Below are 6,033 nucleotides of genomic sequence, written 5' to 3' on the forward strand. Positions count from 1 at the left end.
GGCGCCCAAAACCCGCTTCAACGCACCGGTCTCGCCGCACCGGCGCATCACCGGCTGCCGCGTCGAACTGGCCCGCGCGAAAGGCATCAAGGACGCGTACGGCGTCAAACTCAACGACGTAGTGCTGGCACTGGTGGCCGGCGCCGTCCGCGACTATCTACAGAAACGCGGTGAACTGCCCGCCAAACCGCTCATCGCGCAAATCCCCGTCTCGACACGCACCGACGACGACAAGGACGACGTCGGCAACAAGGTCAGCTCGATGACCGTCTCGTTGGCCACGGATGTCGACGACCCGGGGGAGCGACTGCGGGCCATCCACGAAAGCACCCAGAACGCCAAGCTGATGGCCAAGGCGTTGTCGGCGCATCAGATCATGGGGTTGACCGAGACCACGCCGCCCGGCTTGTTGGGACTGGCCGCGCGGGCCTACACGGCCAGCGGGCTGTCGCGGAACCTGGCCCCGATCAACCTGGTCGTCTCGAACGTTCCCGGCCCGCCGTTCCCGCTGTACATGGCCGGCGCCAAACTGGATTCGCTGGTGCCACTGGGACCTCCGGTGATGGACGTTGCGCTGAACATCACGTGCTTCTCCTACACCGACTACCTGGACTTCGGTTTCGTGACGACTCCCGAGGTGGCCAACGACATCGACGACATGGCCGATCGGATCGAGCCTGCATTGACCGACCTGGAGAAGGCCGCCGCGCGCGAGACCAGCTAGACCCTGGCGGTCTCGCGACCAGGGGGCCGGTCAGATCGCCGCCGACGCCGATCACCCGAACACCGAATCAGGTTATCCGCCATCACAAATCACGTGCCAGGATTATCCGGTCAGGAAAACCAGCCGGAACGTGCCGATCTGCACTTGATCGTTATTGGCTAGCACCGTCGAGTCCACCGGCTGGCGGTTGACGTAAGTGCCATTGAGGCTGCCGACGTCCGCGACGGCCCAGGTGCCGTCTTCCGCCAGGCGAAACTCGGCGTGGCGGCGGCTGACGGTGATGTCGTCGAGCAAAATATCGCTGTCGGGATGGCGTCCCGCCGAGGTGACTGGCTGGTCGAGCAAGAACCGAGAACCGGCGTTGGGGCCACGCCTGACAACCAGCAGCGCCGATCCGCTCGGTAACACTCCGGCTGTTTCCGTCTCGGTGGTAGCGGTCGAACTGTCATCCACCTCGTCAAGGAAGTCGGTGCCGTGATCGACAGTGGTCTCGGCCACTGCTTCAGTGAGGTTTCGGTCGTCGTCGTAGCGGTTCACGTGCTGCTTCCACCGCGGGTAATCTGGCTCGGTTTCAACGGAGTACCCACGTTGCGGCGGCCTTATGCTGCTAGACCACCTCGGGACCGTCAACACGCACCAGCGCCACCAACAGGGGAGGTTGGCGAGCATGTTGCGCGCCCCCGGCTCCGTCGCCGCAGCCAGAATCCCTGGTGTCTCTTGACCGCTGCGTCGCCAAGGGAATCGCTCCAAGTTCGCCGTCGAGCTTGGCGACAGTCTAGTCGCGCTCGGGCGGATTGGTCGCGTACACCCACGACAGGAATCGAGCCACGGCCTCCGCGGACCGATGGGCCCGTGGCGAGCTGAAGATGTCGAAAGCGTGTTGGGCGTGCGGCAATTCGGCGTAGGCAACCGGGTTCTTGGACACCCCACGCAGTTCCTCGACGAACTCTTCGGCCTCGCCGACCGGGATGAGCGAATCGTCGTGGCCGTGCAGGACGAAGAAGGGCGGTGCGTCGGCGCGCAGCCGCCGGATCGGCGAGGCGTCAACGTAGATGTCGCGGTGCGTGGCGAATTTCTTTTTGACAACGAACTTTTGGAGCAGGTCCACGAATTCGCGCCGGCCTTCGCCCTCGGTGGAGAACCAGTCGTAGCGCCCATACACCGGCACCGCGGCCACCACCGAGGTGTCGGCGTCCTCGAAACCGGGCTGGAACTTCGGGTCTCCTGCGCTCAGCGCCGCTAGCGAACATAGGTGGCCGCCGGCGGATCCGCCGGTGATCGCCACGAAGTTCGGATCCCCGCCGTAGCGGGAGATGTTCTCCTTGACCCAGGCCAGCGCGCGTTTGACGTCGACGATGTGGTCGGGCCAGGTGTGCCGCGGCGATACCCGGTAGCCGATCGACACGCACACCCAGCCGCGGGCGGCCAGGTGGCTCATGAGCGGATAGGCCTGGGGCCGGCGCATTCCGATCATCCAGGCGCCGCCGGGCACCTGGAGCAGCACCGGCGCTTTGCCGTCTCGCGGCAGATCGTGGCGGCGCCAGATGTCGGCGAGATTCGCGCGGCCATGCGGACCGTAGGACACCACGTTGGTCTTCTCGACGTAGCGGCGGCGCGCGATGGTGTTGCCCAGCGGCGGGGTGCGCCGTCCGCTGCGCGTGGGTGTCGTCTGAGGCAGCTTGCTCAGTGCCTCTTCGTAGTCGTCGCCCAGTTGCTCGCGCAGCCCCGCCTCCAGCACCGGCCCGGGAGTGGTGACGCCGCGATACTTGATCACGCCCAGGATGGCCCAGGACGCCACGGTCAGCGCAAGGGCGGCCTTTCCGCGCCGTCCGGTGAAGTCACCGCGGCGACCCCGCCGCAATGCATCGAGCAGCGAGGCGGAGAAGTAGACGCCGGGCACCTCCGAGGCCGGCCAGCCGAACCAGAAGACCAGCACGGTGCTGTACCCCTTGCGGGCCAGCGGACGTAATCCGTTGGCGGCGTTGGCCAACTCGAGCGCCGCCCGCGCCAGCGGCCGGGGCTTTCTGATCGTCCGCGCCAGCCGCGTCACCCCTGCACCCGCGCTTGCAAGTCGGCGCGCAGGATCTTGCCGGTGCTGCTGCGTGGAAGTTCGTTCAGCACGGTGATCTCGCGGGGGATCTTGTAGTTGGCGAGGTTCTCCCGCACATGCTGCTTGAGCGCTTCGGGAGCGGCGTCCGCGTCGAGCGTGGCGCCGGGCTCCAGCACCACGAAGGCCGCCAGCCGCTGCCCGTATTGTTCGTCGTCCACGCCGATCACCGACGCCTCCGCCACGTCCGGGTGCGCCGCCAACGTCTTCTCCACCTCGATCGGGTACACGTTCTCGCCGCCGGACACGATCATCTCGTCGTCGCGGCCGACGACAAAAAGCCGACCCGCCTCGTCCAGATAACCCACGTCGCCCGATGACATGAATCCGGCGTGAAAGTCCTTGGTACTACCCGATGTATAGCCGTCGAACTGGGTGTTGTTGCGCACGTAGATGCTGCCGACCTCGCCGGTGGGCAGCTCGTTGAATTCCGGGTCCAGGATGCGGATTTCGGTTCCCCCCGCGGGCCGGCCCGCCGTGTCGGGTGCGGCCCGCAGGTCCTCCGGGGTGGCGGTCGCGATCATGCCGGCCTCGGTGGCGTTGTAGTTGTTGTAGATGACGTCTCCGAACGCGTCCATGAACGCGATCACCACGTCGGGCCGCATCCGCGATCCCGATGCCGCGGCGAATCGCAGGGAGCGGCCGCTGTAGCGGCGCCGCACCTCGGCGGGCAACTCCATGATGCGGTCGAACATCACCGGGACCACGGCCAGCCCGGTGGCCTGGTGGCGGTCGATGAGATCCAGCGTGGCCTCGGGGTCGAATTTGCGCCGGGTGATCACCGTGCAGGCCATGGACGCGGCGAAGATCAACTGGGAGAAGCCCCAGGCGTGGAACATGGGCGCGACGATCACGATGTTCTCCTCGGCCCGCCACGGCGTGCGGTCCAGAATCGCCTTGAGGGTGCCTATTCCGGCGTTGCCCCCGGATTGGTTGGCGCCCTTGGGTGTTCCGGTGGTACCGGAGGTGAGCAGGATCACCCTGCCCTTGCGGCCGGAGCGGTATGGCTGTTGCCCGGCATGATCGGCGATCATCTTCTCGACGGGGAGATCGTGTTGCCCGTCGGTCCAGGCCACGATGCGGCTGGCTTCCGGCTTGTCGGCCAGCGCCCGGTCGACCGTCGGGGTGAACTCCTCGTCGTACACCACGGCGTCCACGCCCTCGCGGTTGACCACCTCGCCCAGCGCTGGGCCGGCGAACGAGGTGTTGAGCAGCACGACGTCGGAGCCGATCCGGTTGACGGCCACCACCGCCTCGACGAAGCCGCGGTGGTTGCGGCACATGATGCCCACGACCTTCGGCTGCCCGCCGGGCAGGTGCTGCAGCGCGGCGCCGAACGCGTTGATCCGTTCGTCGAGTTCCCGCCAGGTCAGGGTGCCGAGTTCGTCGATCAGCCCGGGACGGTCCGGGCAACGCTGCGCCGCACTGGCGAATCCGACGGTCATGCCCATGCCCTCGCGGCGCATGGCCGCGGCCATCTTGAGGTAGCGGTCGGGCCGCATCGGCGCGATCATGCGGGCGCGGCTCAGAGTGGTGACCAGGCCGAGGGTCTCGCTCAAGGGATTCGGCATCGCTCAGCCCAGGATCGGGAAGCGCCGCTTGGCGGCCAGCTCGGTCAGGGCCTCCTGCATGACCGACCGCACGTACTCGTCGACTTCGTCGACGTCGGGGTCGTCGCCGAACTGCTTGGCGATGTCGATGGGCTTCAGGACCTGGGTCACGATCTTGGTCGGCAGCGGCAGGTTCGGCGGGATCACCGCGCTCAGGCCGAAGGGGAAGCCGAACGACAACGGCAGAATCGCGCTGCGCAGCAAGCGTTTAATGCCCAGCCGCTCGGCCAGCCAGGTGCCGCGGGTCAGATAGAGCTGGGTCTCCTGCCCGCCGATGGACACCGCGGGCACGATCGGGACGCCGGCCTCGATCGCCGTGCGGATGTATCCCTTGCGGCCGTTGAAGTCGATGACGTTCTCCGAGAGGGTGGGTCGATAGGCGTCGTAGTCTCCGCCCGGGAACACGATCACCACCCCGCCGGACCGCAATGCCTGCGCCGCGTTCTCCCGGTTGGCGCGGATGTACCCGGTGCGCCGGAAGAAGTCTCCGGTGGGCCCGGTCATGAGAATGTCGTGGCTCAGCGTGTAGACCGGGCGGTCATAGCCGAGTTTGTCGTAGAAGTGGACGGAAAAGATCGGGACGTCCATGGGGAACATGCCGCCGGAGTGGTTACCGACCACCAGCGCTCCGCCGGGCGGGAACGTATCCAGGCCGTGCACCTCGGACCGGAAGTAGGTTTTCAGGACCGGGCGCATCACCGCCATCAGTCGCTGGGTCAAGCCGGGGTCGAATTTGCCGATGTCCCCGCCGTCGGGTTTGCCGTTGTCGGTCACGTTCCTCCCTTGACGCTCGCGCGGGGCCGCTTCGCCGAGTCGAATCGATGGTAGCGACCTGCGCCCGGGCGCCGTCATGGTGTTTCGTCTTTGACGATCCGAGGCATGGTGCGGCCCGGGCCAGGGGCGCTATTGTTACGGCGCCGTGAGTAATCCTCGAGCCAAGGGGACCCGATGGACGTAGCCGGTTTGTCCCATGAACGTGGCGCACCCTCGAGCGCCACCCGCAGATCGGCTAGCACCCGCGGGCGACGCTCGCACGCCGCGGTCCGCGCGGAAACCACCCGACGCGGTCGAGAACCCGTACCGGCCGTCGAGCGGGTTGCCGGTGCGCCCGCCGGGGCCGCCCCGGATACGGCGGACCAGCTGCAGGCGGACTACTTCGTGCGACTGCTCGCTGGTCGTCGCGGCCTCATCGACCAGCGCATCGACGAGTATCAGCGCAAGATCGCCACCGCGGAAGCAAAGGGTGACGCCGACGCCGTGACGAATCTCCGCCGCCTGGTGCGCGTCGCCGATCAGGATCGGGAGACCCTGGACGTCCTGATCGACAAGCTGCGCCGGCGATTTGTCCGCCCGACAATGGCGGAGGCGCGCCCCGCGGCACGCCGGGGCTCCCCGGGCGCGCGCTGAATCACTTTCTGGCGCAGCTGTTTTCGTCACCGGTTTCCTGGCGAGGTAGCGGGACGCAGATCACCGGCACGCGCAAATCGGCCCGCCCGCACGGTGGTGCCGATACATTCGATGGGCCAGCTGGTTTCTAGACAGGAACGAGGCCGCCCATGGGATTCATGTCACCGGAACTTCCGGACGTCGAC

General features: G+C 67.1%; 6 protein-coding genes. 2 read left to right on the top strand and 4 right to left on the bottom strand.

Annotated elements, in window-relative coordinates:
* On the top strand, nucleotides 1-724 hold a 724-nt coding region (locus A5652_RS22875; RefSeq protein ID WP_156745496.1), incomplete at its 5' end, for a WS/DGAT domain-containing protein.
* 102 nt (nucleotides 725-826) lie between these two features.
* Here the strand turns inward: A5652_RS22875 and A5652_RS22880 are convergent.
* The 4 genes from A5652_RS22880 to A5652_RS22895 all read right to left on the bottom strand — a co-directional run bounded on the left by A5652_RS22880 (nucleotide 827) and on the right by A5652_RS22895 (nucleotide 5,146).
* Entirely contained in the window at nucleotides 827-1,261 is a 435-nt protein-coding gene (locus A5652_RS22880; protein ID WP_067357236.1) for an FHA domain-containing protein, read from the bottom strand.
* Between the two features lie 238 nt (nucleotides 1,262-1,499).
* Entirely contained in the window at nucleotides 1,500-2,765 is a 1,266-nt protein-coding gene (locus A5652_RS22885; RefSeq protein ID WP_197514067.1) for an alpha/beta hydrolase, read from the bottom strand.
* Nucleotides 2,766-2,770: 5 nt separating this feature from the next.
* Nucleotides 2,771-4,402 (bottom strand): acyl-CoA ligase FadD12, encoded by a 1,632-nt coding sequence (fadD12, locus tag A5652_RS22890; RefSeq protein WP_067357243.1) that lies wholly within the window; start codon nucleotides 4,400-4,402, stop codon nucleotides 2,771-2,773.
* A 3-nt stretch (nucleotides 4,403-4,405) separates the two neighbouring features.
* Entirely contained in the window at nucleotides 4,406-5,146 is a 741-nt protein-coding gene (locus A5652_RS22895) for a lysophospholipid acyltransferase family protein (protein WP_232001348.1), read from the bottom strand.
* Nucleotides 5,147-5,389: 243 nt separating this feature from the next.
* Between A5652_RS22895 and A5652_RS22900 the strand changes: the two genes are divergently transcribed.
* Entirely contained in the window at nucleotides 5,390-5,848 is a 459-nt protein-coding gene (locus tag A5652_RS22900; protein WP_067357249.1) for a hypothetical protein, read from the top strand.
* Nucleotides 5,849-6,033 lie beyond the last annotated feature (185 nt).

It is taken from the genome of Mycobacterium sp. 1165178.9 (assembly GCF_001673555.1).
GTDB lineage: Bacteria > Actinomycetota > Actinomycetes > Mycobacteriales > Mycobacteriaceae > Mycobacterium.